The sequence below is a fragment of the Gardnerella sp. C0026F2 genome, from assembly GCF_056590715.1.
This window is the reverse complement of sequence record NZ_JBWPWR010000002.1, coordinates 327,878-353,806: the sequence shown is the minus strand read 5'-3', so window position 1 is coordinate 353,806 and position 25,929 is coordinate 327,878. Positions and strand designations below refer to the sequence as shown.

General features: G+C 47.5%; 38 protein-coding genes and 1 tRNA gene. All 39 read left to right on the top strand.

What is annotated here, in order from left to right; translation table 11 throughout:
* Window positions 1-34 precede the first annotated feature (34 nt).
* The 39 genes from AC1EK3_RS04055 (at window position 35) to AC1EK3_RS03865 (ending at window position 25,698) form a co-directional block, all read left to right on the top strand.
* Window positions 35-328 (top strand): metal-sensitive transcriptional regulator, encoded by a 294-nt coding sequence (locus AC1EK3_RS04055; RefSeq protein ID WP_480033166.1) that lies wholly within the window; start codon window positions 35-37, stop codon window positions 326-328.
* Between the two features lie 15 nt (window positions 329-343).
* A complete protein-coding gene (locus AC1EK3_RS04050; RefSeq protein WP_480033167.1) occupies window positions 344-1,012 on the top strand; it encodes a YigZ family protein in 669 nt (222 codons plus the stop codon).
* Window positions 1,013-1,022: 10 nt separating this feature from the next.
* The gene (locus AC1EK3_RS04045; RefSeq protein ID WP_415689107.1) at window positions 1,023-1,649 is read left to right on the top strand and encodes an AbrB family transcriptional regulator; all 627 of its coding nucleotides are present in this window, start codon (window positions 1,023-1,025) and stop codon (window positions 1,647-1,649) included.
* Window positions 1,650-1,657: 8 nt separating this feature from the next.
* A complete protein-coding gene (gene malQ / locus AC1EK3_RS04040; RefSeq protein WP_480033168.1) occupies window positions 1,658-3,832 on the top strand; it encodes a 4-alpha-glucanotransferase in 2,175 nt (724 codons plus the stop codon).
* A gap of 248 nt (window positions 3,833-4,080) precedes the next feature.
* Window positions 4,081-4,530: a 50S ribosomal protein L13 gene (gene rplM / locus AC1EK3_RS04035; RefSeq protein WP_119487321.1), complete on the top strand. Its 450-nt coding sequence runs from the start codon at window positions 4,081-4,083 to the stop codon at window positions 4,528-4,530.
* Between the two features lie 17 nt (window positions 4,531-4,547).
* Window positions 4,548-5,036 (top strand): 30S ribosomal protein S9, encoded by a 489-nt coding sequence (gene rpsI / locus AC1EK3_RS04030; protein WP_480033169.1) that lies wholly within the window; start codon window positions 4,548-4,550, stop codon window positions 5,034-5,036.
* Window positions 5,037-5,397: 361 nt separating this feature from the next.
* Window positions 5,398-8,103 carry a bifunctional acetaldehyde-CoA/alcohol dehydrogenase gene (gene adhE / locus AC1EK3_RS04025; RefSeq protein ID WP_480033170.1) on the top strand — a complete coding sequence of 902 codons (2,706 nt, stop codon included), beginning with the start codon at window positions 5,398-5,400 and terminating at the stop codon, window positions 8,101-8,103.
* Window positions 8,104-8,425: 322 nt separating this feature from the next.
* On the top strand, window positions 8,426-8,734 hold the full coding sequence (gene rpsJ, locus AC1EK3_RS04020) for a 30S ribosomal protein S10 (protein ID WP_003808013.1): 309 nt from the start codon (window positions 8,426-8,428) through the stop codon (window positions 8,732-8,734).
* A gap of 16 nt (window positions 8,735-8,750) precedes the next feature.
* Window positions 8,751-9,401, top strand: coding sequence for a 50S ribosomal protein L3 (gene rplC / locus AC1EK3_RS04015; protein ID WP_004105519.1), 651 nt, complete (start codon window positions 8,751-8,753; stop codon window positions 9,399-9,401).
* 5 nt (window positions 9,402-9,406) lie between these two features.
* Entirely contained in the window at window positions 9,407-10,072 is a 666-nt protein-coding gene (gene rplD / locus AC1EK3_RS04010) for a 50S ribosomal protein L4 (protein WP_004105517.1), read from the top strand.
* Between the two features lie 5 nt (window positions 10,073-10,077).
* A complete protein-coding gene (gene rplW, locus AC1EK3_RS04005) occupies window positions 10,078-10,374 on the top strand; it encodes a 50S ribosomal protein L23 (protein ID WP_004105515.1) in 297 nt (98 codons plus the stop codon).
* A 34-nt stretch (window positions 10,375-10,408) separates the two neighbouring features.
* Entirely contained in the window at window positions 10,409-11,239 is an 831-nt protein-coding gene (gene rplB / locus AC1EK3_RS04000; RefSeq protein WP_116712248.1) for a 50S ribosomal protein L2, read from the top strand.
* A 15-nt stretch (window positions 11,240-11,254) separates the two neighbouring features.
* Entirely contained in the window at window positions 11,255-11,533 is a 279-nt protein-coding gene (gene rpsS / locus AC1EK3_RS03995) for a 30S ribosomal protein S19 (protein ID WP_004114357.1), read from the top strand.
* Between the two features lie 16 nt (window positions 11,534-11,549).
* A complete protein-coding gene (rplV, locus tag AC1EK3_RS03990; protein WP_004105510.1) occupies window positions 11,550-11,909 on the top strand; it encodes a 50S ribosomal protein L22 in 360 nt (119 codons plus the stop codon).
* A 2-nt stretch (window positions 11,910-11,911) separates the two neighbouring features.
* On the top strand, window positions 11,912-12,730 hold the full coding sequence (gene rpsC, locus AC1EK3_RS03985; protein WP_004574090.1) for a 30S ribosomal protein S3: 819 nt from the start codon (window positions 11,912-11,914) through the stop codon (window positions 12,728-12,730).
* A 4-nt stretch (window positions 12,731-12,734) separates the two neighbouring features.
* Window positions 12,735-13,154, top strand: a complete 420-nt coding sequence (gene rplP / locus AC1EK3_RS03980) for a 50S ribosomal protein L16 (protein ID WP_004109684.1) — start codon at window positions 12,735-12,737, stop codon at window positions 13,152-13,154.
* Complete coding sequence (rpmC, locus tag AC1EK3_RS03975; protein ID WP_004105502.1) at window positions 13,154-13,405, top strand: 50S ribosomal protein L29; 252 nt, start codon at window positions 13,154-13,156, stop codon at window positions 13,403-13,405. Before rplP ends, rpmC begins: the two co-directional genes overlap by 1 nt.
* A gap of 2 nt (window positions 13,406-13,407) precedes the next feature.
* Entirely contained in the window at window positions 13,408-13,674 is a 267-nt protein-coding gene (gene rpsQ, locus AC1EK3_RS03970) for a 30S ribosomal protein S17 (protein ID WP_004114365.1), read from the top strand.
* Window positions 13,675-13,765: 91 nt separating this feature from the next.
* A complete protein-coding gene (gene rplN / locus AC1EK3_RS03965; RefSeq protein WP_004574089.1) occupies window positions 13,766-14,134 on the top strand; it encodes a 50S ribosomal protein L14 in 369 nt (122 codons plus the stop codon).
* Window position 14,135: 1 nt separating this feature from the next.
* Window positions 14,136-14,471 carry a 50S ribosomal protein L24 gene (gene rplX, locus AC1EK3_RS03960; protein ID WP_012913827.1) on the top strand — a complete coding sequence of 112 codons (336 nt, stop codon included), beginning with the start codon at window positions 14,136-14,138 and terminating at the stop codon, window positions 14,469-14,471.
* Entirely contained in the window at window positions 14,468-15,040 is a 573-nt protein-coding gene (gene rplE / locus AC1EK3_RS03955) for a 50S ribosomal protein L5 (protein ID WP_004129048.1), read from the top strand. Before rplX ends, rplE begins: the two co-directional genes overlap by 4 nt.
* A 1-nt stretch (window position 15,041) precedes the next feature.
* Window positions 15,042-15,227 carry a type Z 30S ribosomal protein S14 gene (locus AC1EK3_RS03950; protein ID WP_003808046.1) on the top strand — a complete coding sequence of 62 codons (186 nt, stop codon included), beginning with the start codon at window positions 15,042-15,044 and terminating at the stop codon, window positions 15,225-15,227.
* Window positions 15,228-15,313: 86 nt separating this feature from the next.
* Window positions 15,314-15,712, top strand: a complete 399-nt coding sequence (gene rpsH, locus AC1EK3_RS03945; protein ID WP_004105495.1) for a 30S ribosomal protein S8 — start codon at window positions 15,314-15,316, stop codon at window positions 15,710-15,712.
* A gap of 16 nt (window positions 15,713-15,728) precedes the next feature.
* Entirely contained in the window at window positions 15,729-16,268 is a 540-nt protein-coding gene (rplF, locus tag AC1EK3_RS03940) for a 50S ribosomal protein L6 (protein WP_119527086.1), read from the top strand.
* Between the two features lies 1 nt (window position 16,269).
* On the top strand, window positions 16,270-16,641 hold the full coding sequence (gene rplR, locus AC1EK3_RS03935; protein WP_004109670.1) for a 50S ribosomal protein L18: 372 nt from the start codon (window positions 16,270-16,272) through the stop codon (window positions 16,639-16,641).
* Window positions 16,638-17,366 (top strand): 30S ribosomal protein S5, encoded by a 729-nt coding sequence (rpsE, locus tag AC1EK3_RS03930; RefSeq protein ID WP_004574087.1) that lies wholly within the window; start codon window positions 16,638-16,640, stop codon window positions 17,364-17,366. Before rplR ends, rpsE begins: the two co-directional genes overlap by 4 nt.
* A complete protein-coding gene (rpmD, locus tag AC1EK3_RS03925) occupies window positions 17,366-17,548 on the top strand; it encodes a 50S ribosomal protein L30 (RefSeq protein WP_004105491.1) in 183 nt (60 codons plus the stop codon). Before rpsE ends, rpmD begins: the two co-directional genes overlap by 1 nt.
* A gap of 2 nt (window positions 17,549-17,550) precedes the next feature.
* Complete coding sequence (rplO, locus tag AC1EK3_RS03920; protein WP_004105490.1) at window positions 17,551-18,006, top strand: 50S ribosomal protein L15; 456 nt, start codon at window positions 17,551-17,553, stop codon at window positions 18,004-18,006.
* A 195-nt stretch (window positions 18,007-18,201) separates the two neighbouring features.
* Window positions 18,202-19,545, top strand: a complete 1,344-nt coding sequence (gene secY, locus AC1EK3_RS03915; RefSeq protein WP_480033171.1) for a preprotein translocase subunit SecY — start codon at window positions 18,202-18,204, stop codon at window positions 19,543-19,545.
* Between the two features lie 28 nt (window positions 19,546-19,573).
* Complete coding sequence (locus AC1EK3_RS03910; protein ID WP_480033172.1) at window positions 19,574-20,134, top strand: adenylate kinase; 561 nt, start codon at window positions 19,574-19,576, stop codon at window positions 20,132-20,134.
* A 142-nt stretch (window positions 20,135-20,276) separates the two neighbouring features.
* Complete coding sequence (infA, locus tag AC1EK3_RS03905; protein WP_004105485.1) at window positions 20,277-20,495, top strand: translation initiation factor IF-1; 219 nt, start codon at window positions 20,277-20,279, stop codon at window positions 20,493-20,495.
* Window positions 20,496-20,515: 20 nt separating this feature from the next.
* The gene (gene rpmJ, locus AC1EK3_RS03900; protein WP_003842636.1) at window positions 20,516-20,629 is read left to right on the top strand and encodes a 50S ribosomal protein L36; all 114 of its coding nucleotides are present in this window, start codon (window positions 20,516-20,518) and stop codon (window positions 20,627-20,629) included.
* A 144-nt stretch (window positions 20,630-20,773) separates the two neighbouring features.
* Complete coding sequence (rpsM, locus tag AC1EK3_RS03895) at window positions 20,774-21,151, top strand: 30S ribosomal protein S13 (protein ID WP_004105472.1); 378 nt, start codon at window positions 20,774-20,776, stop codon at window positions 21,149-21,151.
* Between the two features lie 83 nt (window positions 21,152-21,234).
* Window positions 21,235-21,633 carry a 30S ribosomal protein S11 gene (gene rpsK, locus AC1EK3_RS03890; protein WP_004105468.1) on the top strand — a complete coding sequence of 133 codons (399 nt, stop codon included), beginning with the start codon at window positions 21,235-21,237 and terminating at the stop codon, window positions 21,631-21,633.
* Window positions 21,634-21,712: 79 nt separating this feature from the next.
* Window positions 21,713-22,708: a DNA-directed RNA polymerase subunit alpha gene (locus AC1EK3_RS03885; RefSeq protein WP_004574084.1), complete on the top strand. Its 996-nt coding sequence runs from the start codon at window positions 21,713-21,715 to the stop codon at window positions 22,706-22,708.
* Between the two features lie 77 nt (window positions 22,709-22,785).
* Window positions 22,786-23,220, top strand: a complete 435-nt coding sequence (gene rplQ / locus AC1EK3_RS03880) for a 50S ribosomal protein L17 (protein ID WP_004129014.1) — start codon at window positions 22,786-22,788, stop codon at window positions 23,218-23,220.
* 129 nt (window positions 23,221-23,349) lie between these two features.
* Window positions 23,350-24,588 (top strand): Mbeg1-like protein, encoded by a 1,239-nt coding sequence (locus AC1EK3_RS03875; RefSeq protein WP_480033173.1) that lies wholly within the window; start codon window positions 23,350-23,352, stop codon window positions 24,586-24,588.
* 28 nt (window positions 24,589-24,616) lie between these two features.
* Entirely contained in the window at window positions 24,617-25,522 is a 906-nt protein-coding gene (truA, locus tag AC1EK3_RS03870) for a tRNA pseudouridine(38-40) synthase TruA (protein ID WP_480033174.1), read from the top strand.
* Between the two features lie 90 nt (window positions 25,523-25,612).
* Window positions 25,613-25,698, top strand: a tRNA-Ser gene (locus AC1EK3_RS03865).
* The last annotated feature ends 231 nt before the right edge of the window (window positions 25,699-25,929 follow it).

Genomic DNA, 25,929 nt, shown 5'->3' with positions numbered 1-25,929 from the left:
TATGTTGTTATTTAATTGATAAATCGGAGTAACGATGAAAAATTATGATATTGATAAAGAAAAACTGATAGTACGCATGCATCGAGTACAAGGTCAGCTTGAAGCAGTCAATACTATGATTGAAAACGATGCAAAATGTCAAGATGTTCTTATGCAGCTTTCCGCTGCAACTGCTGCTTTACATTCTTTAGCAGTAGTAGTTGCGAGAGAACATGTCAATAAAGAAATACATGAATCTGTAAAAATTGGTACTAAAGATGCTGCCAATTCAGCAATGGAAGATATTTCGGGTATTATTGACAGGTTATTACGTTACGAAAAAGCTTAGTATTGGTAGTGTCTAGTGGCTGATTTGCATAATATTTTGCGCACTGTTCGTCAATTGCAATCGCATCCTTGTGAAGCTTCTTTCGTGGAGAAAAAATCAGAGTTTATTGGGTGCATTTGTCATATTGATAATCTTGACGATGCTGTGGAATTTATGCAATCAGTACGTTTTAAGAATCCTAAAGCTCGACATGTTGCTTATGCTGCAATTTGCGGTTCGTCGAAAGCTCAATTGCGTGAGCGCATGAGTGACGATGGTGAGCCAACTGGAACAGCAGGAAAACCAATATTAGATGTACTTAGATCGTCAAATTTAACAGATTGTGTAATAACAGTAACGCGATATTTTGGCGGTATTTTGCTTGGAGCTGGTGGTTTAACCAGAGCTTATGCGCGTGCGGCAAGTATGGCAGTAGAATCTGCGCAAATAGTTGATATTATTACGTGCACTCGTTTTACTTGCAAGTTGCAATATCAACAATTGCGAATGTTGCAGCATATTGTAAGCCAAATGGAAGGCATAATTGACAACGAAATTTATGGTGCTGAAATTTCTCTTAATATTGCTATTCCAACTTTAAAATCACAAGAATTTCTTGATATTGTTCAGAATGCTTTTTCTGGAAGCGTTGTGCCGAAAGCAGATGGTACTCTAAGTAATAAGCTGATAGATACTAAGCGTTAAAGGTGATTTCATGGAAAAAACTAATGAAAAAACAAACACTACTGACGATTCATCTTATGAACCTTTAACTGCTGTATACGAGCATTTGCGACATAGCGAGGATTCGGCTGAGCTACATGAATTTGCTAGGAGAGAATTACCGGATCGATCAGATCAAGCGGCATTTTCTAGAGCTACTTCCTTGCTCGAAGCAGTTGCAGGTAATATCAATACTCCAGAAGAAGACCGTATTTATTTAGCTACAGAAATGCCTTTTCCAAACATATTAGTGAAACTTTCTGAAGATTCTGCTGATAAAGTGCGTTTGGCTGTTGCTGAAAATAAAAATGCTAAAAATTGGTTAGTTGGAAGACTTACTAAAGATTCATGTAATGCAGTTAGAAATGCTGCATTATGTAATCCAAAAGCTTCTTGGAAAATGCGTTTAGAGGGTGCGCAATCAGATGGCATAAGTGCTGAAACGCTGAAATATTTAGCCTCCCTTGGTGTTAGTGCAGAAGAAAACGCTCCGGTTGTGTTAGCTTCCATGGTGCGAAGAGCTGTTGCGTTAAATCCTGGTGTTCCACAAAACGTGCTGCAAGAACTATGCAACGATAAATCTGAAGATGTATCATTAGCGGCGCGCAGTCGTTGCTAACGCGAATAATGGAGCGTATGGATAATACAACAGATGAAGAAGTAGCAATGAAGCCATTACACCGTCTTGCTGAATTAATGGGCGTTGGCGTGAGTTTTATTGGCTCGGATAATCAAAAACACGAGATTCAAGATAACGTATTAGTTTCTGTCTTAGGCGCATTAGGCGTAGACGCTTCTAGCGATGCTGCAATAGAAAAATCTACAAACGACGTTTTAGCGTATCGACACGGTCGTATTGTTGCTCCAACAGTTTTGCATACTGTTGGTAAGTGCGATGAAGTAACTGTGAATACTGGGATTCTTGAGTATCCAGTGGCAACTATTACGTTGGAAAATGGCGAACAGTATGAGGGTGAATTAGAAATCGTGCCTAACGATAATACCACCGCATACCCTGTAAATGGCAAGTTTGTAGCTACGTCTTCAATTAAAATTCCTGAAGATTTACCAATGGGCTATCACACATTGCGTGTGACAGTTGGTGAGCGACAAGAAGAAGCAACGCTTATTAGCGCTCCAGAAAGCATTGATACGCTTAATTCCTTGGAACCAAATGGAGAACAGCTTTGGGGATGGATGGCACAACTTTACTCAATCCGTTCTTCAAAGTCTTGGGGCGTTGGTGATTTTGCTGATTTGTCAACTCTTCTTACTGAAGCTAAGCAGAAAACTGGCGCTGATTTTGTGTTAATAAACCCAATGCATGCAGGTGAGCCTGTAACTCCGCTTACTCCATCTCCATACTTGCCTGTTGCTCGAGGAATGGTAAACGTAACGTATATTCGTCCAGAAAGTATTCTTGAGTACGAAACATTAAACGATAAAACTCGCGAAGAAATTGAAAATCTGCATGGACAGGTTGAGCCACTTAACAATGACGCGCAAATAATAGACCGTGATTCCATGTGGCGTGTAAAAATGCGTGCATTGTGGCTGATTTTCAAGGCTGGTATGTCCGAAGATCGCGCTCGCATTTTTAATGAGTTTAAGCATGAGATGGGTGACAGGCTTGAATCTTATGCAACATGGTGCTTGTGCTACGACAAGTGGGGTGCTCCAAAGGGTGACGATTGCTGGGAGAAGACTCTTACTAAGGATTCTGATCAAGTTCGTGAATTAGCTAATCGTTTCCCAGATACTCTTGAGTTTTATCGTTGGCTTGAGTGGGTTGCTTTTACGCAATTGCATGATGCTCAAGTTGCTGCACGTAAAGCTGGTATGAAAATCGGCATTATGTCTGATATGGCTGTTGGCGTGCATCCTGCAGGATCTGAAGTTTGGTGGAATCCGGAGCGATTTGCTAACGGAGCTACTGTTGGTGCTCCGCCTGATTACTTCAATCAGCAAGGTCAAGATTGGTCTCAGCCACCTTTGCATCCATTTGAGCTTGAGCGTACTGGTTTTAAAACATACCGAGATATGGTTCATGGAATGTTTGCTTCAGCTGGTGCTGTTCGCATTGACCATATTCTTGGACTTTTCCGCTTGTGGTGGATTCCAGAAGGTTCAGCTCCAAGTGGCGGTGCTTACGTTTACTACGATGCTGACATTATGCTCGGCATTTTGGCAATCGAAGCCGCTCGCGCTCACGGCGTAGTTGTTGGCGAAGATTTGGGTGTTTTACCTGCAAATGCTTTGGAAGTGTTGCGCAAGAAGGCTGTGCTTGGTTGCACTGTTGAATGGTTCGAAGAGCGTGACGGTGAGTTCCGCACTCCAGATAAGTGGCGCGAAATGACGCTTGCATCTGTAAATACGCATGATTTGCCTCCTGCTGCCGGCTATTTGCGCTATGAGCAAGTTAATATTCGTGAGCGCTTGCACTTGCTTACTGGTTCTGTTGAAGAATTCCGCGCTGGCGCTGAGGCAGAGCATCGTGCAATGATGCGAATGCTGGTCAAAGGCGGTTATTTGGATGCTCAATTGCTTGAAGATGAAGAAGCTCATGCTCAGGAAATTGTTGAGGCATTGTATCGCGCTTTGAAGGATGCTCCTTCGCGTTTGCTTGCTGCTTCTTTGGTTGATGCAGTTGGGGAGTATCGTACGCAAAATCAGCCTGGAACTAATGACGAGTATCCAAATTGGCGTATTCCGTTAGCTGATGGTGAAGGCAATTCTGTGTCTTTGGACAATATGTTTGATTTGCCTCGAGTGCAGTCGCTTGCTGCGATTATGAATGCATAACATTTTGTGATTTATTTTGTTTAGCAATTTGTTTTGTATTCGTCTCAGCCTTATATAAAATAGACACTTGCAAGTAGTCGCCACTTGGCGATATACTTGCAGATTGTTGTGTTTCCCTAAGGGGTCCTTCAAAGCGCTTTTCCCACTCGCCATCGAGGACTTTCAGGGAGCCCACGGATTATGAGTAAAATATTTTCCATAAACCAAGAAAATATACGCTCGAAACACAATAGAGAAAAGGTACGATTGTGAAGACTTTCACACCGAAACCAGCAGATTTAACTCATGACTGGTACATCATCGATGCCACTGACGTGGTACTTGGTCGTTTGGCCTCTCAGGTAGCAATCTTGCTGCGTGGTAAGAATAAGCCAACGTTTGCTCCTCATGCTGATTCTGGCAATCACGTTATTATTATTAACGCTGAAAAGATTGCATTGACCGGCAACAAGTTGAGCAAGGAATTATATTCCCACTCTGGTCGTCCAGGCGGCCTTCGTCGTGACAGCTATGAAGAGCTTTTGGAGAAGAATCCAAAGCGCATTATCGTGGCTGCCGTCAAGGGCATGCTTCCAAAGAATCGTCTTGCTAAGGTGCAGCTTGACCGCCTTCGTGTGTTCACTGGCGCTGAGCATCCGCACACTTCGCAGAAGCCACAGGTCTTCGAGATCGCTCAGGTCTCTCAGCAGGCTAAGTGAGATCAAGGAGAATAGATATGGCAGAAAATAACAACTCCGCGGTTCTTGAGAACGAAGAAGAACTGACTAGCTACACCACTGAAACTAACGCTGGTGCAGGCACTGGTACTTCCGCCATCGCGCCAGGCTACGGCACTGGTCGTCGTAAGGAAGCTGTTGCTCGCGTGCGTTTGGTTCCAGGCTCCGGCAAGTGGACCATCAATGGCCGCACTTTGGAAGAGTACTTCCCATCTCGTTTGTTGCAGCGCGAAGTGAATTCACCAATCGTGTTGCTCAAGCTTGAAGGCAAGTTTGACGTTGTTGTCCTCGTTGACGGCGGCGGCACTACCGGCCAGGCTGGTGCTATTCGTTTGGGTGTTGCTCGTGCTTTGAATGCTATCGATCGCGATGCAAACCGTGTTGCTTTGAAGAAGGCTGGCTTCTTGACTCGCGACGCTCGCGTTGTGGAGCGCAAGAAGGCTGGTTTGCACAAGGCACGTCGTGCACCTCAGTTCTCGAAGCGTTAAGTTTCGCGAATTTATATTTACAAATGGCTCCTGGTTTTGCTGGGAGCCATTTTTGTATTTTTATTATTAAATTAAATTAAATTTGTTTAGTAAATGTTATAAATAGTGTGTAACTATCCGTCAAAATTGACATTCTAGAAAAATTTATCTATTAATCGAACATAAATCATTACAAATAAGAACAAATAACGAACAATAGAGGATAAAGCTCGCTCATAAATAGCGCAACTCGCTTCAAAGATGCGAAAGTACAGCAAAGAGGCTAAATTGTGACTTGTATCACATATTTAGCGGTGAATACTAGATTAGTCTGCTAATAAGTCTATTGATACCGCTGGTGGAACTATCGAGGAGGATACTCATGGTTGAGGCACAACACCAAGCCGAAACTGGCAAAACTGCTAGTGCTGATGACATTGCGTTAGCTGCTCAAAATGAAGTTGATCAACTTGTTGAAAAAGCAACTGTCGCTTTGAATGAGTTTGAGAAGCTTAATCAGCAACAAATCGACCATATTGTTGCTAAAGCTTCAGTTGCAGCATTGAATAAACATTTGGTTCTTGCAAAGATGGCTGTTGACGAAACAGGCCGTGGCTTAGTAGAAGATAAAGCTACAAAAAATATCTTTGCATGCGAACATATTACGCATTATCTAGCAGGTCAAAAAACAGTTGGTATTATTCGCGAGGACGATGTTCTTGGAATTGACGAAATAGCTGAACCAGTTGGTATTGTTGCAGGTGTAACTCCAGTTACTAACCCAACTTCTACAGCTATTTTTAAGTCGCTTATTGCGCTTAAGACTCGTTGCCCAATTATTTTTGGATTCCATCCTTTCGCGCAAAAGTGCTCTTCTGAAGCAGCTCGAATTGTTCGCGATGCTGCTGTGGCTGCGGGCGCGCCAAAAGATTGCATTCAGTGGATTGAGCATCCTTCAATTGAAGCTACCGGTGCATTGATGAAACATCCAAAGATCGCAACTATTCTTGCAACAGGCGGTCCTGGAATGGTTAAGGCAGCGTATTCTTCAGGAAAACCTGCTCTTGGTGTGGGTGCTGGAAATGCTCCTGCATATGTCGATAGTGACGTTGATATTGCGCGCGCTGCAAACGATTTGATTCTTTCAAAGCATTTTGATTACGGAATGATTTGTGCAACAGAGCAAGCAATTATTGCGCATAAGGATGTGTATGAGCCATTACTTCGCGAATTGAAGCGCAGGAAAGCATATTTTGTTAACGCTGACGAAAAAGCCAAGCTTGAACAATATATGTTTGGATGCACTGCATATTCTGGAAATACGCCAAAACTTAATTCCGTTGTTCCTGGTAAGTCTCCGCAATATATTGCGCACGAAGCTGGATTTGAAATTCCAGAAGATGCTGTGATTTTGGTTGCAGAGTGCAAAGAAGTTGGCGAAATGGAGCCGCTTACTATGGAAAAGCTCGCTCCTGTGCATGCGATGTTGCGAGCAGAAAATAAGGAACAAGGCTTCGAGATGTGTGAGCAGATGCTTGTACATGGAGCTGGTCACACTGCTGTAATTCACACAAATAATCAAGATCTTGTGCGCGAATACGGCGTTCGTATGCATGCTTGCAGAATTGTTTGGAATTCTCCTGGATCTCTTGGTGGCGTTGGAGATATTTATAACGCGATTGCTCCTTCACTTACTCTCGGATGCGGATCTTATGGTGGAAATTCCGTTTCTGGCAACGTACAAGCTATAAATCTTCTTAATATTAAGCGTATTGCACGAAGGAATAATAATATGCAATGGTTCAAGATTCCGGCTAAAACTTATTTTGAGCCGAATGCTATTCGTTATTTGAGGGATATGTACGGCGTTGAGCGTGCAGTTGTTGTGTGCGATAAGGTTATGGAGCAACTTGGCGTAGTCGATAAGATTATTGATCAGCTTCGTGCTCGAGATAATCGCGTTAGCTTCCGTATTATTGATTACGTTGAGCCTGAGCCAAGCGTTGAAACGGTTGAGCGTGGCGCCGCAATGATGCGTGACGAATTCCAGCCAGACACAATTATTGCTGTTGGTGGTGGCTCTCCAATGGATGCTTCTAAGATTATGTGGCTTATGTATGAGCATCCGGAGATTTCTTTTGCTGATTTGCGAGAAAAGTTCTTCGATATTCGTAAGCGCGCATTTAAGATTCCGCCTCTTGGTAGCAAAGCTAAGCTTGTTTGCATACCAACTTCTTCCGGAACTGGTTCTGAAGTTACGCCTTACGCTGTTATTACAGATCACAAGACTGGATACAAGTATCCTATTACGGATTACGCTTTGACTCCAACGGTTGCAATAGTCGATCCTGTTTTGGCTCGTACTCAGCCGCGTCGATTGGCATGCGATTCTGGTTTTGATGCCTTAACTCATGCTATGGAAGCTTATGTTTCTGTTTACGCAAATGATTTTACGGATGCTATGGCTTTGCATGCTTCGAAGCTTATTTGGGAAAATCTCAACGATTCTGTGAATTGCGAAGATTCTCAGCGCAAGGTTGAAGCGCAAGAAAAAATGCATAATGCAGCTACTATGGCTGGAATGGCGTTTGGCTCTGCATTCCTCGGAATGTGCCACGCTATGGCTCATACTATTGGTGCTTTGTGCCACGTTGTACACGGTCATACGAACGCAATTTTGCTGCCTTATGTTATTCGCTATAACGGTCAAATTCCGCAAGAGCCAACTAGCTGGCCAAAGTACAACCGCTATATTGCTCTTGAGAGATATCAGGAGATCGCTAAGAATCTCGGTGTAGATCCTGGTAAAACCCCTGAAGAAGGCGTTGAAAATCTTGCTCGTGCTGTTGAAGAGTATCGAAATGAAAAGCTTGGAATGGACGCTTCGTTTAAGGCTTGTGGCGTAGACGAAGAGTACTACTGGTCGATACTTGACAATATTGGCATGCGTGCTTACGAAGATCAGTGTGCGCCTGCAAATCCTCGCATTCCACAAATTGAGGATATGAAGGATATTGCTATTGCTGCATATTATGGTGTTTCTCAAGAAGAGGGCCATCGCATTCGTTTGGAGCGTGAAGCGGCGTAATTATTTGCGTATTTAGTTAATAATGGCAGAAGCTCAACTAATTGTAGTTTCTGCCATTTTTTGTTGGAAAATAGCCGACACGCCCGGTTTTTAATAATCGAAGGTTGATGGTTTAATTACTTAGTTGCCTGTTTTAAGGCTCGCATATTGTAATTAAAAAAAGCGAGCGCGGAAGCAAAAACTTTGAATCGAAATCTTTTTGTATGAATAGGTTTTTGATGCCGCGCACTGATGTGGAATTACCCTAGGGGTTTATTCTCGCCGGTGCCCTTGAATTCAGGTTGGTAAACAGTAAACGAATCGCTAGAAAGGGCGGACGGCAATGGCGGGACAGAAAATCCGCATCAGGCTTAAGTCCTATGACCATGAGGTCATCGACCAATCGGCGAAGAAAATCGTCGAGACGGTGACGAACGCGGGCGCCACAGTAGTGGGTCCGGTTCCTCTGCCGACCGAGAAGAACGTGTTTGTTGTTATCCGTTCTCCTCATAAATACAAGGATTCTCGCGAGCATTTCGAGATGCGCACTCATAAGCGCCTCATTGACATCGTAGATCCAACGCCAAAGGCTGTGGATTCTTTGATGCACATTGACCTGCCTGCGGATGTAAACATCGAGATCAAGCTGTAGGAAGGGGGAGAAAGTAATGTCGCAGAATAAGAATCGCACTGCATTGCTCGGCCGCAAGCTGGGTATGTCGCAGGTTTGGGATGAAAACGGCTTCTTCGTCCCCGTAACTCTGGTTGAAGTTGCTACTAACGTAGTTACCGCTGTAAAGACTGTAGAGTCTGACGGTTATTGCGCAGTACAGCTCGGTTATGGCCAGATTGATCCTACCAAGGTGACTAAGCCATTGGCTGGTCATTTTGCAAAGGCTGGTGTAACTCCTCGTCGTCACCTCGCTGAGGTGCGCACCGAGAACGCAGCAGATTATCAGCCAGGTCAGGAATTGACTGCTGAATTGTTCGCTGAGGGTTCTGAAGTAGATGTCACTGGCACTACCAAGGGTAAGGGCTTTGCTGGCACTATCAAGCGTTGGGGCTTCAAGTCCTATCGCCGTACTCACGGCTCGCACAAGAACGAACGTCGCCCAGGTTCTGTGGGCGCTTGCGCAACTCCAAGCCGCATTTTGAAGGGCAAGCGTATGGCTGGTCGCATGGGTCATGTGACTTCCACCGCGCTTAACCTCACCATCGTTTCTTCGGATGTCGAGAACGGCATTCTCGCTATTAAGGGCGCTGTTCCAGGCCCTAAGGGCGCAATCGTTCTCGTCCGTTCGGCAGTGAAGGGAGCCTGATAATTATGGCAAACGTAACTCTGAACGTCACTGATACTAAGGGCAATGCAAGCGGAACCGTTGAAGCTCCTGCTGAAATTTTCGGCATCTCCAACGAAGACGTTTTAGCTCACGGCCCACTGGTTCATCAGGTCGTAATCGCTCAGCTTGCTGCTGCTCGTCAGGGCACCCATGCTGTGAAGAATCGTGCTAATGTTTCCGGCGGCGGCAAGAAGCCATGGAAGCAGAAGGGCACCGGTCGTGCTCGCCAGGGTTCCATTCGTGCTCCACAGTGGGTACATGGTGGCGTTGTTCACGGTCCAGTTCCTCGTAAGTACGATCAGCGCACCCCGAAGAAGATGAAGGCTGCTGCTCTTCGTTACGTTCTTTCGGATCGTGCAAATGCTGGACGTATTGCTGTAGTTGACTTTGGTATTAAGGATGTTCCATCCACCAAGACAGCTGTTGCAGCACTTACTCCTGTGACCAATAACCAATTCACTACTGTTGTTCTTTCTCGTGAGAACATCAATGAGTGGATGTCTGTACGCAACATTCCAACTGTTCACGTGATCTTCGCTGATCAGCTCAACACTTACGATGTTGTTACAGCTCAGTACGTCGTCTTCTCCAAGGAAGGCTTCGAAGCCTTCGTTGCTGCTAAGACCGAGCCTGTCGTTAAGGAGGCCTGATTTAAATGGTCGCAGTCCATAACCCAGCACATGACGTAATTCTTAAGCCAGTTGTTTCTGAAAAAAGTTACGCAGCTTCTGATCGTGGTCAGTACACTTTCGTAGTGGCTCCAGACGCTAACAAGGTTCAGATCAAGCAGGCTATCGAAGAAATCTTCAAGGTCAAGGTGACAAACGTTAACACTTTGAACCGCGCTGGCAAGTTGAAGCGCTCTCGCACCGGTTTCGGCCGTCGTGTGAACCAGAAGCGCGCTATTGTCACCGTGGCTGAAGGTCAAACGATTGACATCTTTGGTAACTGAAGGCTAGCCGAGAAAAGTAAAGGAATACTATATTATGGCTATCCGCGTTTATAAGCCGACGACTGCAGGCCGTCGTAACGCTTCGGTTTCGGATTTTGCCGAGATCACGCGTTCTACGCCTGAAAAGTCGCTGGTACGCAAACTCAGCAAGACTGGTGGTCGTAACTCTTACGGCCGCATGACTTCTCGCCATCGCGGCGGCGGTCACAAGCGTCAGTATCGTCTCATCGACTTCAAGCGTTGGGACAAGGATGGCGTGCCAGCAAAGGTCGCTCATATTGAGTATGACCCTAATCGTTCCGCTCGCATCGCTTTGTTGCATTACGCAGACGGTGAGAAGCGTTACATTATCGCTCCTGAAGGCATTGCCCAGGGTGATGTTATTGAGACCGGCGCTCAGGCTGATATTAAGCCAGGCAACAACCTGCCTCTGAAGAATATCCCAACCGGTACCGTGGTTCACGCAATTGAACTTCGTCCACTTGGTGGTGCGAAGATTGCTCGTTCCGCTGGTGCTGCTGTTCAGCTCGTCGCTAAGGATGGTGCTTATGCGCAGTTGCGTATGCCATCTGGCGAAATTCGTAACGTGGACGCTCGTTGCCGCGCTACTGTTGGCGAAGTAGGTAACTCCGATCACGCCAATATCGAGCTTGGTAAGGCAGGTCGCGCACGTTGGCTTGGTCGTAGACCAATCACCCGAGGCGAATCCATGAACCCTGTGGACCATCCACATGGTGGTCGCACCCGTGGTGGTAAGCCACCAGTTTCTCCATGGGGCAAGGGCGAGGTTCGTACACGTCGTCCAAAGAAGGCTTCGAACAAGATGATTGTTCGTCGTCGCCCGAATGGTAAGAACCGCAAGTAAGGGAGTGTCGAATAGATGACTCGTAGCATCAAGAAGGGCCCTTTCGTCGACGCCCACTTGCAGAAGAAAGTCGACGAGCAAAACGACAAGGGTACGCACAATGTCATTAAGACTTGGTCGCGTCGTTCGATGATCACTCCTGATTTCATTGGACACACCTTTGCCGTACATGATGGCCGCAAGCATGTGCCGGTATTCGTTACCGAAGCCATGGTTGGTCATAAGCTCGGTGAGTTCGCCCCGACCAAGACCTTTAAGGGTCACGTGAAGGACGACAAAAAGGCACGCCGCTAAAGGAGAGTTAGGACACATGGAAGCTAAAGCAATCGCTCGTCACGTCCGCGTGACGCCGCGCAAGGCTCGCCGCATGGTCGACCTCATCCGAGGCAAGCGTGCAAGCGAAGCTATTACCATTTTGAAGTTTGCTCCTCAGGACGCATCATTGCCGGTGCGCAAGGTTCTTGAAAGCGCGATCGCTAACGCTCGCGTTAAGGCTGAAAAAGCCGGTGAACCATTCCGTGAGCAGGACTTGGTCATCAAGGAAACCTATGTGGACGAGGGTGTAACGCTTAAGCGTTTCCGTGCTCGTGCACAGGGTCGCGCTGCGCGCATTAACAAGCGCACAAGCCATATCACTGTTATCGTCTCGCTTAAGGAAGGAGCCCGCTAAAGATGGGTCAGAAGATCAATCCTTTCGGCTATCGCCTGGGCATCACCGAGAATCATCGCTCTAAGTGGTTCTCTGACTCCAACAAAGCTGGCGAGCGTTATCGTGACTTCGTCCTTGAGGATGACAAGATTCGCAAGGAAATGAGCCATGACCTCGAGCGTGCTGGCGTATCTCGTATCGTTATCGAGCGCACTCGTGATCGCGTTCGTGTAGATATTCACACTGCTCGTCCGGGTATTATCATCGGTCGTCGTGGCGCTGAAGCTGAGCGCGTTCGCGCAAAGCTCGAGAAGCTCACAGGCAAGCAAGTACAGCTCAACATCTTCGAAGTGAAGAACGCTGCACTTGACGCTCAGTTGGTTGCTCAGGGAATTGCGGAGCAGTTGACAAACCGTGTTACATTCCGTCGTGCTATGCGTAAGGCACAGCAAGATGCAATGCGTGCAGGTGCCAAGGGTATCCGTATCAAGCTCTCCGGTCGCCTTGGTGGCGCCGAAATGAGCCGCTCTGAGTTCTATCGCGAGGGTCGCGTTCCACTGCAGACCCTTCGTGCCTTGATTGATTACGGCTTCTTTGAAGCTAAGACCACATACGGCCGCATCGGCGTAAAGGTCTGGATCTACAAGGGTGATATGACCGAGCGTGAGTTCGAAGAGCAGCAGGCTCAGCAGGGTAAGCGTGAAGGTCGTCGTGGTGGCGATCGTCGTCCACGTCGTGGCGCACGTCCTGCTAACCAGCAGAAGGCTGCTGAAGCACAGGCTGAAAAGCCAGCTGAAGCTGCAGCTGCTGAAGCTCCTGCCGCAACGGAAACGAAGGAGTGAGCAGATGCTTATCCCAAAGAGGACTAAATATCGTAAGCAGCACCGTCCTACCCGTAGCGGCATGTCTAAGGGTGGCACCGAGATCGCTTTCGGCGATTTTGGTATTCAGGCGCTGGCTCCGGCTTACATCACTAACCGACAGATCGAGGCAGCTCGTATCGCAATGACTCGCTACATTAAGCGTGGCGGTCGTGTGTGGATTACGATCTTCCCAGATCGTCCATTAACCAAGCACCCGCTTGGTGCGCGAATGGGTTCCGGTAAGGGTGCTCCAGAATTCTGGATTGCCAACATCCACCCAGGACGCGTAATGTTCGAGATCGGTGGTGTTTCTGAGGACATCGCTCGCGAGGCTTTGCGCCGCGCTATCGATAAGCTCCCAATGAAATGCCGTGTTATTGCGCGTGAAGGCGGTGACATCTGATGCCAGTCGGAACTGCAGACTACACCATCAAGAATTTGAACGAGAAGACAAATGCTGAGATTGAAGGCTTCTTGAAGAAGTCTAAGGAAGAGCTATTCAACTTGCGCTTCCAGGCAGCAACTGGTCAACTCGAAAACAGCGCTCGCCTCAAGGCGGTCAAGCACGACATTGCCAGGATGTATACTATCCTGCGTGAGCGTGAACTCGGCATCAGCCAAGAGCCTGGCGCCACTGAGGTCAAGGAGAAGTAAGCATGGCTGAGAACCAAGAGCGCAACTTCCGCAAGGTTCGTCGCGGCTACGTCGTGTCCGAGGCCATGGACAAGACAATCGCCGTTGAGCTGGAGCAGCGTTCGACACACCCGCTTTACGGTAAAGTCGTTCGCTCCACCCGCAAGGTCAAAGCCCATGATGAACACAACGAGGCACATATTGGCGACCTCGTGAGTATTATGGAAACTCGGCCACTGAGCAAGACCAAGCGTTGGCGTCTCGACTCGATTATCGAGCGCGCCAAGTAAACAAGTTCGGCAAGGCTCCGCGCTTCACCTGTGTCTGCTAATGTGGTAGACACAGGTGAGTGGGGAGAACCAGCTCGGCTAAGGAGAATCAATGATTCAGCAGGAAACGCGGCTTCATGTCGCCGACAACACGGGTGCTAAGGAGTTACTTGCCATCCGCGTGCTCGGTGGATCGAAGCGACGCTATGCCGGCATCGGCGACATCATCGTCGCCTCCGTCAAGGACGCGATCCCTGGCGGGTCGGTCAAGAAAGGCGACGTAGTTAAGGCTGTCGTCGTCCGTACTGTCAAGGAACATCGCCGTGTCGATGGTTCCTATATTAAGTTCGATGAGAACGCCGCCGTAATTCTCGGCTCCGGTCGTGAACCAAAAGGCACTCGTATCTTCGGACCAGTCGGTCGTGAATTGCGCGATCAGCGCTTCATGAAGATTGTGTCCCTTGCTCCGGAGGTGATCTGATATGGTAGCCAAGATTAAGTCCGGCGACCAGGTAAAGGTCATTCGCGGCAAGGATCGCGGTAAGGAAGGCAAAGTAGTTCGTGTACTAGCCGATGACCGTTTGATCGTAGAAGGCGTTCAGATCGTTAAGAAGCACGTTCGCGCCACCCAGCAGGGTCAGCAGGCGGGCATTGTTTCGGTTGAGGCTCCAATCCATCGCTCTAATGTGATGGTTATTGATCCAGAGACCAAGCAGCCTACACGCGTTGGCGTGATTGTTAAGCAAGAGGCTCGTGACGGCAAGGTTAAGACCGTGCGCGTGCGTGTCGCCAAGAAGTCCGGAAAGGAGCTGGCATGACCGATACTACAGTTGAGTTGCCGGCAACTCCGCGCTTAAAGCAACAATACAAGGATGAAATCGTACCAGCCTTGGAGAAAGAATTCGGCCACACTAATCCTATGCAGGTGGCTCGCGTGCAGAAGGTTGTCGTCTCTATGGGTGTCGGCGCTGCAGCTCGTGATTCTAAGCTCATCGAAGGTGCGATTAAGGATCTCACTTTGATTACCGGCCAGAAGCCAAAGGTAACTAAGGCAAAGAAGTCTGTCGCTCAGTTCCATTTGCGCGAAGGCCAGGCTATCGGTGCCTACGTAACTCTTCGTGGCGATCGTATGTGGGAATTCTTGGATCGTTTGCTCACTCTGGCTTTGCCTCGTATCCGCGATTTCCGTGGTATCAATGGCAACCAGTTTGACGGTCAGGGTAATTACAACTTTGGTCTTACGGAACAGTCTATGTTCCATGAGATCGATCCTGACTCGATTGATCATCAGCGTGGTATGGACATCACCGTGGTGACTACCACCAAGGACGATGTGGAGGCCAAGTCTTTGCTTAAGCACCTCGGTTTCCCATTCAAGGAGAACTGAAATGGCAAAAACCGCTCTGAAAAACAAGGCGGCCGCCAAGCCGAAGTTCAAGGTACGCGCTTATACGCGTTGCCAGGTTTGTGGTCGTCCTCACTCCGTGTATCGCAAGTTCGGTCTGTGCCGCATCTGCCTTCGTGAGAAGGCTCATCGCGGTGAGTTGCCGGGTGTTACGAAGTCCAGTTGGTAAATATCGACGCTGAAGGTCCACTGCTTGAAGACAAAGTTCTCATATAGAGGCGGTGGAAACCACGGCGAGAAAGGGCGTTAGCCCACATGACAATGACAGATCCAATCGCAGACATGTTGACACGTCTGCGTAATGCGAGCGCGGCAAAGCACGATACCGTGGAAATGCCGTACTCCAAATTCAAGGCGAATATCGCCGAGATTCTGAAGCACGAAGGCTATATTAAGGACTTCGCTGCTAAGGAAGCTAAGGTTGGACAGACGTTGGAAATTACGTTGAAGTATGGCTCCAATGGCCAGCGTTCTATCCAAGGCATCAAGCGCATTTCTAAGCCAGGCTTGCGTCGTTACGCAAAGTCTGATGCTTTGCCAATGCCTCTTGGTGGCCTCGGTATTGCTATTATCTCGACCAGCTCGGGATTGTTGACTCAGAAGGAATGCCTCGATCGAGGCATTGGCGGCGAAATTGTCGCCTACGTATGGTGAGAAAGGAGAGCTGAAGATGGCATCGCATATTGGTAAGCTCCCCGTCGACATTCCTGCAGGCGTGGAAGTAAAGATTGAAGGTCAGTCCTTCAGCGTCAAAGGCGCTAAGGGTTCTGATTCTTATGAAATTCCAGAGGGAATCACCGCAACAGTCGCTGACAATCAGATTGTTCTGACTCCAGTTGACGATTTGCGCCCAACTCGTGCAAAGCATGGTTTGGCTCGCGCAATTGTTGCTTCTATGGTGAAGGGTGTGCATGAAGGCTACACCAAGACTTTGGATATTGTCGGTACCGGTTATCGTGCAGTGATGAAGGGCAAGGGCATTGAGTTCTCGCTCGGTTATTCTCACACTATTACCGTTCAACCACCGGCAGGTATTGAGTTCGAGTTGCCAAATCCTAACCAGGTAATCGTAAAGGGCACCGATAAGCAGACTGTTGGCCAGGTTGCTGCTAACATTCGTAAGCTTCGTGCTCCAGAACCTTACAAGGGTAAGGGTATTAAGTACACCGATGAACGTATCCTGCGCAAGGCTGGAAAGGCTGGTAAGTGATATGAGCGTTAAGATTTTCGGTAAGGGTACCAAAGTCGCACGTTTGCGTCGTCACGCCCGTCTTCGTAAGCACATTGCCGGCACATCTGAACGTCCTCGTTTAGTTGTTTCCCGTTCTAACCGTCATATGGTTGCTCAGATTGTGGATGATACCAAGGGAATTACTTTGGTAAGCGCTTCCACTTTGACTGCTGACTTCGCTGGTTTCACTGGCACGAAGACTGAAGCTGCAACCAAGGTTGGCGAATTAGTAGCGGCTAAGGCGAAGGAAGCGGGTATCACCGCTGTAGTCTTCGACCGTGGCGGTAACAAATATCATGGTCGCGTCGCAGCAGTGGCTGAAGGCGCCCGTCAGGGAGGTCTGGCACTGTGAGCGACAACGAAAAGGAAACCCAAGTGGCTGAAGAAACTCAGAACACTCAGGCATCCGCTGAGGAGCGTAACGATGATCGTCGTTCTCGCCGTAACAAGGGCGAGGGTAAGCGCGGCGAACGTCGTAATCGTCGTGAAGAAAACCGTGGCGAAGAGCTTCTGGATCGCGTAGTTACTATTAACCGTGTTTCCAAGACCCACAAGGGTGGTCGTACCTTTAGCTTTGCAGCACTTGTTGTTGTTGGCGACGGTAAGGGCACTGTTGGTGTTGGTTACGGCAAGTCTCGCGAAGTTCCAGCTGCTATTGCTAAGGGTCAGCTTGACGCTAAGAAGCATATGTTCACTGTTCCACGCATTCGTGGTACCGTCACTCATCCAGTGCTCGGTCACGATGCTGCTGGTACTGTGTTGCTCCGTCCAGCTGCTCCAGGTACTGGTGTAATTGCTGGTGGTGCTGTGCGCGCTGTTATGGAATGCGCTGGCATTACGGACATCCTCACCAAGTCCATGGGCTCTGCAACTGCTGTAAACGTAGTGCGTGCTACTGTGGACGCTTTGAAGAAGCTCGAAGAGCCAGAAGAGATTTCTGCTCGTCGTGGTCTTTCTCTTGAGGAAGTCGCTCCTGATGCTTTGCTCCGTGAGCGTGCTGCCGGCATTGCCGAAGCTCGCAAGGCTCGCGAAGAAGCTCAGGCCGCCAAGGCATCTGAAGCAAAGGATGGTGAGTGATGTCAAATTTGAAGATCACTCTGGTGCATGGTTTAGTTCATACAACTGAGCGCCAGCGCGCGAATGTTCATACGCTCGGCCTTCATAAGATTGGTCACAGCGTAGTTCGCGAGGACACCCCCGTCAATCGTGGCTTGGTTATGGCCGTTCGCCACTTGGTGAGCGTCGAGGAGGTCGACTGATTATGGCTAACGAAGAACCAATGCTGCATATGCACACGTTGCGTCCAGCTCCAGGAGCTAAGAAGGATCGCATCCGTGTAGGTCGTGGTGAAGGCTCTAAGGGTAAGACCTCAGGTCGTGGTGATAAGGGCACAAAGAAGCGTTATCAGGTTCGTCCTGGCTTCGAAGGTGGCCAGCTCCCACTGTACATGCGCTTGCCTAAGTTGCGTGGCTTCAAGAGTCCTTTCAAGAAGGAATTCCAAGTCGTCAACGTTGCAGATCTTGCTGAACTTTTCCCAAAGGGTGGCGAGGTTACTGTAGCTGACCTTATTACTAAGGGCGCTGTACGTGATGGCTATCCTGTAAAGGTTCTTGGCGATGGTGAATTGACTGTTGCTTTGACTCTTAAGGGTATGAAAGCTTCTGCTTCTGCTAAGGCAAAGGTTGAGGCTGCCGGCGGCTCCATCAGCGAAGAGTAGTTAAAGGCTACTTAAAGCTTGATGCAGTTATAAATCTGTAATAGTCCCTCTAGCATTGTCTAGAGGGACTATTTTTATCATCAAAACTCACCAATAGCCTATTCCAGTAGGTACCGTGAGTTAAACTATTGCCTCAGAGTTTGTTTTTTGCACTGTTGCGCCTAGGAGTGCGCGAAAAAAGGGAGGAAGACCCAGGTGAAAACGTTAATCCAGGCCTTCAGGACGAAGGAGTTGAGGAACAAAATCCTCTTCGTCTTCGCTATGATAATTATTTATCGTATTGGTTCATTTATTCCGATTCCGGGTGTGGACTATAAAGTTGTGCATGCTTGCACTGTTAAATTAGCTTCATCGAGCGAGAACTTTATTGGGTTAGTTAACCTGTTCTCAGGCGGCTCGCTGTTGCAGCTTTCTATTTTTGCTTTGGGTGTTATGCCTTACATCACTGCTTCCATTGTGATTCAGCTTTTGCGCGTGGTTATTCCTCGCTTCGAAGCTCTTCATAAGGAAGGCCAGTCTGGAGAAACAAAGCTTACGCAGTACACGCGTTACCTAACTATTGGATTGGCAATTTTGCAATCTACTACGATTTTGGTAACAGCACGTACGGGTGCTTTGTTTAATTATCAGTGCGGAAATAATATTATTCCAGACGGAAGCATGTGGAGCCTTATTGTCATGGTTTTGATCATGACTGGCGGTACTGGCCTTATTATGTGGATGGCAGAACTCATTACCGATAAGGGTATCGGTCAAGGCATGTCTGTCTTAATCTTTATGTCTATTTGCTCTGGCTTCTTGCCAAAGCTTTGGGAGATTGGTTGGGGCACCAACGGTTCTAATGGCGATTGGAATAAGTTCGCTATTGTTGGTGGCGTTTTGATTGTTATCCTCATATTTGTTGACTTTGTTGAGCTTGCTCAGCGTCGTATCCCTGTGCAGTATACGCGCCGCATGATTGGTCGAAAGATGTATGGTGGCTCTTCGACTTATTTGCCATTAAAGGTGAATATGAGTGGTGTTATTCCACCAATCTTTGCTTCGTCAATTCTTGCTGTTCCTACTCTTATTGCCCAGTTTGGAGATAAGAGCAAGGCTTGGGTGAATTGGATTGAAGCTAATTTGGCTAATTCCACTTCTGCTTGGTATATTGCGTTTTACACAGTAATGATTGTGTTCTTCTGCTTCTTCTACACAGAGATTACTTTTAATCCTGATGAGACTGCAGATAACATGAAAGAGTATGGTGGCTTCATACCAGGCATTCGTGCTGGTAGTGCTACAAGTCATTATCTTAGCTATGTTATGAACAGGTTGAATACTGTCGGTGCTATTTATTTGCTCTTTGTTGCATTGATTCCTACCGTTTTGATTATGGCTTTGCATTTGAATGCAAAATTGCCATTCGGTGGTACAACAATTTTGATTATTGCTGGCGTTGGTTTGGATACGTTGCGTCAAGCAAAGGCTCAGACTGAACAATTCCAGTACGCTGGTTTCTTGTTCAAGCATGATGATCAAAAGCAAGTATCTAAGTAACTACAGTTAGCGAGCTAAGGAGATGAATATGCGATTATTAATTATGGGTCCACAAGGCGTTGGAAAAGGCACTCAGGCTGCTTTGTTAAGTGAGCATTATGGCATTCCAGCGATTTCTACTGGTGATATTTTCCGCTATAACCTTAAAAATCATACTGAGCTTGGAAAACAGGTTCAGGGATATCTTGACAAGGGCGAGTTGGTTCCAGATGAGCTGACAAACAGCATTGTTAAGGATCGTCTTGCTCAAGATGATGCGAAGAGCGGTTGGATTCTTGATGGTTATCCTCGTAACGCTTCTCAGGTTCAAGCTTTAGATCGTATGTTGGAAGAGCTCGGCACTCCTCTCGATCACGTTGTGGCTCTCGAGGCTGAGCGCGATGTTTTGCTCGAACGCATGCAAAAGCGTGCAGTGGAGCAAGGTCGTTCTGACGATACTCCTGAGGTTATTGCTAAGCGTCTTGAAACTTATGAGCGCGAAACTGCTCCATTGCTTGATATTTATGAAAGCCGTGGTCAGTTGGTTGAAGTTGACGGCGTTGGAGATATTAAGGAAATCAATAATCGCATTGTTGAATCGCTTAATTAAGTAGTGCGTTTTTAAATTTAAAAAGTAAAATGCGTTCTGTTCGACACGCCGAGTGTTGAATGGGACGCATTTACTGTATTATAGAAGATTGGCGTGTCTTCGGATGCGCAAAGTAGTATGCCCAAGGAACGGAACGAGGCTCATGGCAAAAGACGGTGTGATTGAAGTCGAAGGCACGGTAGTAGAAGCACTACCAAATGCGATGTTTCGCGTTCAGCTTGAGAATGAGCACATTGTTTTAGCTACGATCTCCGGTAAGATGCGTAAAAATTATATTCGCATTCTTCCTCAAGATCGTGTAGTGCTAGAGATGAGCCCTTACGATCTGAATCGCGGGCGTATTACGTACCGTTATAAGTAAGGTACAAGCAAAGGAAAACCATGAAGGTCAGCCCTAGCGTGAAGAGGATCTGCGAAAACTGCCGCGTGATCCGCCGTCACGGCCGCGTCATGGTGATCTGCATTAACCCACGTCATAAGCAGCGTCAGGGCTGAGCAGATTTCCATCGCGGAATACAAAGAATAAGGCGCTAAGTCACAGCCTAAGCTGAACCCTGGGTGCGCAGGCCCAGGCCGCATTTAATTTCTATTAGTGCGGAAGACTTGGTGCACGACCTGCGTAACAGTAAAGGAATTACAATGGCACGTCTTGCCGGAGTAGATATTCCCAATGAGAAGCGCATTGAGATTGCCCTCACCTACATTTTTGGTGTTGGTCGTACTCGCGCTAAGGAAACGCTTGCCGCGACCGGTGTTAATCCGGACACTCGCGTCAAGGATCTTACGGATGAACAGCTGATCACCTTGCGTGATTATCTTGAGGCCAATTACAAGATTGAAGGCGATTTGCGTCGTGAAATCGACGCTGACATCCGTCGTAAGATTCAGATCAACTGCTATCAAGGCCAGCGTCATCGCAAGGGTCTTCCTGTGCGTGGTCAGCGTACCAAGACTAATGCTCGTACTCGCAAGGGTCCGAAGCGTACTGTCGCCGGGAAGAAGAAGGCCACCCGATAGTAGTCGGTGGTCGGCTCTAGGCCACGGATATATTTCCATCGTCTAGACATACCAACTCATTCGTCATTAGGAAACGAGGGTCAATGGCAGCTGCAAAGCAAGCCTCGCGCAAGCCGCGTCGCCGGGACCGCAAGTCGGTGCCGGTTGGGCAGGCGCATATTAAATCAACATTCAATAACACGATTATCTCCATTACCGATCCATCCGGTGCAGTCCTTTCTTGGGCTTCCGGCGGTGATGTCGGCTTTAAGGGTTCCCGTAAGTCGACTCCTTACGCTGCAGGTATGGCTGCTGAGTCTGCTGCACGCAAGGCAATGGAACATGGCCTCAAGAAGGTCGACGTGTTTGTTAAGGGTCCAGGTTCCGGTCGTGAAACCGCTATCCGTTCCCTCCAGTCCGCGGGTCTCGAAGTTGGTTCTATTACCGACGTTACCCCGCAAGCGCATAACGGCGTACGCCCACCAAAGCGTCGCCGCGTCTGAGCACTCTTACGAATCCATCCATCCAACCCGCTTATGGGCGGCGAGTGCACCACCGACCAGAAGCTGAAAGGATACCAAAGTGCTTATCGCACAGCGTCCGACACTTACCGAGGAATCACTGAATCCCCAGCGTTCTCGCTTTACTATTGAGCCGCTGGAACCAGGTTTTGGCTACACTCTCGGCAATTCGCTGCGTCGTACCTTGTTAAGCTCTATTCCAGGTGCTGCCGTTACTTCGGTTCGCATCTCTGGAGCTTTGCATGAGTTTACGACTCTGCCAGGTGTTGAAGAAGATGTCACTGAAATTCTGCTGAACATCAAGGGCATCGTGCTCACGAGTGAGTACGACGAGCCTGTAGTGATGTATTTGCGCAAGAATGGTAAAGGTGAGGCCACTGCTGGAGATATTACTCCTCCAGCCGGTGTTACTATTGCTAATCCTGACTTGCATATTGCTACACTCGCAGAAGATGGTGAACTTGAAATTGAGTTTACTGTTGAACGCGGTCGCGGCTACGTGCCAGCTCAGATGAACAAGCAGGAGAACAGCGAAATCGGCCGCATTCCTGTGGATTCGATCTACTCACCAGTTTTGAAGGTGAGCTATAAGGTCGAAGCTACCCGCGTGGAACAGCGCACGGACTTCGATAAGCTCATCCTGGATGTGGAAACCAAGCCAGCTATTACACCGCGTGATGCAGTTGCATCTGCAGGCTCGACTTTAGTTGAACTTTTCGGTCTTTGCCGTGAGCTTAACGTTGATGCCGAAGGTGTTGAAGTTGGTCCAGCGCCAACTCATGATGAAGCTGATTCTCAGTTGGCTATACCGATTGAAGATATGAATTTTACTCAGCGTAGCTATAATTGCTTGAAGCGTGAGGGTATTCATACAGTCGGCGAACTGGTAGTTCACACTGAGCAGGATTTGCTCGATATTCGTAATTTCGGCATGAAATCCATCGATGAAGTTAAAGAAAAGTTGCAGGCAATGGGTCTGTCTTTGAAGGCTTCACCGATTGGCTTCGACGCCAATAATCTCGAAGGTGGCACTTTCTTCTCGCCTGAAGACGAGTAAGTTCCATCTGCAATCGTCGTAACGTTCGGATGTTCGGGTTGATGCCCACCTGAACGATGCGACAATAAGGAGTAATAATGCCTACACCGAAACAAGGCCCTCGTCTGGCTTCTAGCCCGGCTCATGAGCGCCTGATGCTGGCCAATATGGCGACCAGCCTCTTCCAGCACGGTCGTATCGTAACGACGTTGCCAAAGGCAAAGCGTCTTCGTCCGCTTGCTGAGCGTTTGATTTCATTCGCTAAGCGTGGCGATTTGCATTCGCGTCGTCGTGTGTTGCGTGTAATTCGCAACAAGTCCGTGGTTCACGTGCTTTTCACTCAGATCGCTGAGCAGATGAAGCAGCGTGAAGGTGGTTATACCCGCATCGTGAAGATTGCTCCACGTCGTGGTGATACCGCTCCTCAGGCAATTATTGAGCTCGTAACTGAGCCAGTAAGCCCAAAGAAGGCTGTTGTGAAGGAAGCTGAAGCAGCTACCAAGGTTGCAGCTAAAGAAGAAGCTGCCGAGTAGTTTGCATTCCAGCTTTACGCATCGGTAAAGTGAATCTTAAAGCAAGCGTTTAATCGCTTCTTAAAGAATTGCTAAGACGAGTCGAGGTTAATTCCTCGGCTCGTTTTTTATTTGTATTATTATTGAATTATGTCGAATGTTATTGATTTGTTGCGCAACGATTTCTCTACCTTCGCTCAGCGCAAGTTTAATGCCGTAGATGCGCTGATTTTGTGCGAGCTATCTTATATAAATATGCCAACGCATGTGCCCAAATATTGCGATAATCCAAAGAATATTTCTACTGTATCTATTAACGAATTGCTTAGAATGGAAAACTATTCGTCAATGTTTGCTTCTGGGGCTCCTAAAGTAGATAAATTCCGTAGGAAGCTGCTTCTTGCTGTCGCTTCCAGCCCTAGGTATAGGGGAATTCGCGTAGGGGAGTATCTTGAGAGGTTTGATGAATCTAATATTAACGAATCATTAGAACAGCAGTTTGCTGGAGTTACTTTTGATCTTAGCAATTGCGAGGGGATTGATAATCCTCATACTCTTGTTGTTGCGTATCGTGGCACTGACAATACGCTTGTTGGGTGGAAAGAAGATTTCAACATGGCTTTCCGCTGCCCAGTACCAGCGCAAGAATCTGCTGCTGAATATTTGACTTCTGTAGCGCAAAGATATAGCAAACGTTATTCTAATAAAAACTTCTTTAATAAACTTTTTGCGAACAAACTTTTTGCCCGCTTTTCAAAATCTTCCGTAGACTTGCAAAATAATAATTCAAATATTATTGTTGTCGGTCATTCAAAAGGTGGGAACATGGCTGCTTATGCGGCTATGCGCTTAGATGCTACAAGTCAAAAACTAGGTGACCTTGTATCAAAAATTTATTCTATGGACGGCCCTGGTTTTGCGTCTGATGTAGTGGATACAAGCGTTTTTGCGAATGTTTCAAGTCGTATTGAAAAAGTAGTTCCGCAGTCTGCTTTTATTGGACTGATTATGGATACTGGGGTGCCGTATAAAGTCACGACTGCCGATTCTATTGGCTTAATGCAACATTTTGGCATGTATTGGCAAGTTAAGAATGGCGATTTTGATTACTGCGATTGCGTAACGCCGCGCGCGCTGGCAGTTTCTAAGGCAGCGAACGAGTGGATGATGAATTTGCCGTTTGAAGAGCGCAAGCGCAGGATTGACGCTGCTTATAAGATTTTTAGTAATTTGGGTTACCCAACTTTTGATGAAATGTCTTCGCATTGGTCGGAAGTTGTTCCTAAATTATTGAAGGTTGCGATGCATATGGATTCAAAGACTCATGAGCTGATTCGTAGTGTTATGAGCGCTTTTGCGCTTGTGGGCGGTTCGGATAAGAAAAGTTAGTGTAAAGTCTGTTTGGAAAGGTTTTTAAATGCGACTTCGCTTGGATTTAGCTTATGACGGCGGCGGATTTTATGGTTGGGCTAAGCAGCCTACTTTGCGCACTGTTCAAGGTGATATTGAAGCAGCATTGCATATGGTTTTGCGCGTACCGGAAAATGATCCTACTGAATCGTTGCGTCTTACTGTTGCTGGTCGTACGGATACTGGCGTTCACGCATCTCATCAAGTGTGTCATTTAGATATTTCAGATGAAACATTGCAGCGTTGCATAGGGCATACTGGTTTAGATGGTGTTAGTGCGCTGGAGTATAGGCTGAGGCACGTTCTTGCGCAGGATATTGTTATACACAAGGTTAGTGTTGCGCCTTATGGTTTTGATGCTAGATTTTCTGCGTTAGAGCGCACATATGTGTATCGTATTGCTGATGGGTGTTGCAAAGCTAAATATGATCCTCGTATGCGCGGCTTTGTTTTGCGTTTCGATTCAGAGCTTGATGTTGATGCTATGAATCAGGCTGCGCGTCTTATGGTTGGTTTGCATGATTTTGGCTCATTTGCTAAGCCGAATCCTGGCGGAACTACTATTCGCGAAGTTAAGCAGGCTCGATGGCATAGAGTTGGGTCAAATGATGCGCAAAATAGTACTGGGTTTGTTCTTCCTATTGAACAAGGCTTGCTTGAATTTACTATTGTCGCTGATGCTTTTGCGCATAATATGGTGCGTTCTCTGGTGCAAGCTTGTGTGCAAATCGGTTGTGGAAAGCGTTCTATTGATTGGTTTGAGGAAAAGATTAATGTTCCTCTTCGTGAAGGCTCGACGGGTCCAATTGATCCTCATGGATTGACATTAGAATATGTAGCTTATCCTCCTGATGAGGAGCTTGCTTCTCGCGCTGAAAAAATTCGCGCTCGCCGTGATTCGTCTGAGTTATAACGTTTCAACTCGCCATAAATTTATATTCGCGGCATGGTTTACAATTGAAAAGTTGCGTTTGTGCGCGAATTCGTTGCGCGAATCGCAAGTGGATGAATGTCCGAGCGGTCTAAGGAGCACGCCTCGAAAGCGTGTGAGGGTAAACTCCTCCGCGAGTTCGAATCTCGCTTCATCCGCGAATTAACCAAGCCTAAAGCATGTAAAATTGCTTTAGGCTTTTTTAATTCGCCGAGCTTGCTCAGGCGGAAAGTCCAGTGGACTTTCCGCGCAAGCTCGGTCTGCCTGTGTCTCGATTGACGAAAGCAGGGCAGATTAGTGTGCTTCCAACGCGAGTTTCGCGCGCGAGCGTAATATGCGCATATTGTAGTTTTTGTACATCCAATGTACAAAAAATTGTACATCGAATG